Origin of the sequence: Variovorax sp. Varisp85, assembly GCF_047304045.1 — a bacterium.
In the GTDB taxonomy this organism is placed as follows: domain Bacteria; phylum Pseudomonadota; class Gammaproteobacteria; order Burkholderiales; family Burkholderiaceae_C; genus Variovorax.
The window spans coordinates 1-210 of record NZ_JBGLYN010000181.1; the positions used below are offsets into that span (position 1 = coordinate 1).

Here is a 210-nt window from a genome sequence, read left to right on the forward strand (position 1 = left end):
CTCTCACAGGTGCTGGTAGGCAAGTACTTGGATCACCTGCCGCTGTACAGGCAGGAAGCCATCTTCGGTCGCGCGGGCCTGGCCATTCCTCGGTCGACGCTGGCCAGCTGGGTCGGGCAGTGCGGCGTGCAGCTGCAGCCTCTGGTCGACGCGCTCAAGCGCGAGATGCTCGAAGACCGCGTGCTGCATGCCGACGAGACGCCGGTGGCG

General features: G+C 67.1%; 1 protein-coding gene. It reads left to right on the plus strand.

Going from position 1 to position 210, the window contains the following annotated elements; genetic code table 11:
* A partial coding sequence (locus tag ACCC97_RS28940; protein ID WP_413336429.1) for an IS66 family transposase occupies positions 1-210 on the plus strand: 210 nt, incomplete at both ends.